Genomic DNA, 1,985 nt, shown 5'->3' on the forward strand with positions numbered 1-1,985 from the left:
GGGAAAGACCGGCGACCGCAAAGCCCCTGCGATCAAGTTCGAGCGCGATGGATCTGCCTATGCCTCGGCTCGCGCCGGTAACGATAATCTGCCCCTTACGCATCCTTAAACTCCGGCCTCCGCTTCTCGATGAACGCAGACATGCCCTCGTTGGCATCAGCCGTGGCATATGCCAGCGTCGAGAGGTCAGCCTCGATCTTCAGTCCTTCGTGGACAGGAACATCCAGCGCGCGGGAAACCGCTTCTCGCGCAAACCCCTGCGCCAATAGACTGAAGGATGAGAATTCGTGAGCGAACGACAGCGCGGCGTCGACCACGTCGCCCTCGACGATCCTGTGCAATAGTCCGACGCGCAACGCCTCCTCTGCTCCGACCGTCCGACCGAGCATGATCATCTCCATCGCTCGCGCTTCGCCGATCAGTCTCGGAAGCCGCTGCGTCCCTCCATATCCCGGAATGAGACCGAGTTTGATCTCCGGAAGTCCCAGTTTCACACTCGGCGTCCCGATCCGGAACGTGCAGGCCAACGCGAGCTCCAAGCCACCGCCAAACGCGAAGCCATTGATTGCGGCCACGGACGCAAAAGGCAGCCTGTCAAGTTTCGCGAAGGCCGCCTGGCCGAGCTCCGCCCCACGCTTGCACTCGATCAGCGACCGGTCGCCCAGTTCCTTGATGTCGGCGCCGGCGCAGAACGCCTTTTCGCCGGCACCGGTGACGATCAGTGTGCGCACCTTCCAGGTGCCCACCTCTTTCAGAGCGTCCGATATCTCCTGCAGCACACCGAACGAGAGCGCGTTCAGCGCCTCCGGGCGGTTCAGACGCAGCAACGCACAATCGTCCAATTTCGCGAGTTCGACCGCCATGAGCTAATTCCCGAACTTGCGGGTATCCGGCTTTCGCTTTTCGGCAAACGACGCCGACAGCTCGTGGCTTTCGTCGGTCTCCAGGTACGGCCGCAACAGGAGATCGTGAGAGATGCGTGCCAGGCCGGATACTCCGCCGTGCCGGGCGTTGAACGCGCCCTTGATCGACGCCAGAGCAAAGGGGCCACGCTCGGCGATCTCCATCGCGAATTTGCGTGTTTCTTCCTTGAGCTTGTCATCCGGAACGACCTTGTTTATCAGTCCGATCTCGAGCGCCTCCGCCGCCGAGATCTTCGGATTGCGGAACCACATCTCCTTCGCCTTCTTTTTCCCGACGAGATCCTCGAGATACCAGGTACCGTAACCAGCATCGAACGAACCCATCATGGGGCCGACCTGGCGGAAAACAGCGCTTTCCTTGGCGATCGTGAGATCGCAGACGACCTGGAGGACGTTTCCGCCGCCGACGGCGAAGCCGTTGACGCTCGCGACCACCGGCTTCTGCAACCGATCGATGGACTCGTACATTTCCAGGGTCGGTAGCACCCCGGCATACAGCATGGTCTTCTCCATGCCTTCCTTGCGACCGCCGATGCAGAAGAACTTGTCGCCGGCTCCCGTCAGGACGATGACCCGAGTTCGTGTTTCGCGGCGGATCGCGTTGATGCAATCGCGAATTTCGTGGCACATGTCGACCGTGAACATGTTGCCGTCCTGAGGTCGATTGAGCGTGATCGTGCCGATCGGGCCGTCTTCTTCGTAAAGGATAGTGCTGAAAGACATTGCGTTCCTTTCCGTTTGTTCTTGGGTTGATCAGCGTCGGCTATTGCGAGCCGGCATTCGAATCGTCCGTCGTCAGGCGAATGAGCCCACGAGCGATGAAGGATTGTTTTGGACCGTGTGCATTGCCTTCATCCGTCCATCACGACGACCGCTTTGCCGCGGATCTCGCCCTTTTCGATCAGTTCGAGCGCCCTCGGCAGCTCCGCGAACGAAAACTCCTTCATGATGTACGGCTTCACGGCGCCAAGCCTCCACAATCTGAAGATCTCGTGTTGCACCGCCGCTATTCGGTCCGGGGCCCGATCGCGATAATCGCTCCACTGCAGACCAGCTATCGAG

At 60.2% G+C, this 1,985-nt stretch carries 3 protein-coding genes; all 3 read right to left on the reverse strand.

The genetic code is table 11. The annotated features are described in order from the left end of the window. Positions 1-95: 95 nt before the first annotated feature. Complete coding sequence (locus tag JHD07_RS38735; protein ID WP_024342783.1) at positions 96-863, reverse strand: enoyl-CoA hydratase-related protein; 768 nt, start codon at positions 861-863, stop codon at positions 96-98. Positions 864-866: 3 nt separating this feature from the next. Further along, positions 867-1,646, reverse strand: coding sequence for an enoyl-CoA hydratase-related protein (locus tag JHD07_RS38740; RefSeq protein ID WP_024342782.1), 780 nt, complete (start codon positions 1,644-1,646; stop codon positions 867-869). A gap of 128 nt (positions 1,647-1,774) precedes the next feature. Beyond that, positions 1,775-1,985 (reverse strand): zinc-binding dehydrogenase (locus tag JHD07_RS38745; protein WP_291631815.1); only part of this gene is annotated, 211 nt, incomplete at its 5' end.

The organism is Bradyrhizobium sp. (assembly GCF_016462955.1).
Classification (GTDB): domain Bacteria; phylum Pseudomonadota; class Alphaproteobacteria; order Rhizobiales; family Xanthobacteraceae; genus Bradyrhizobium.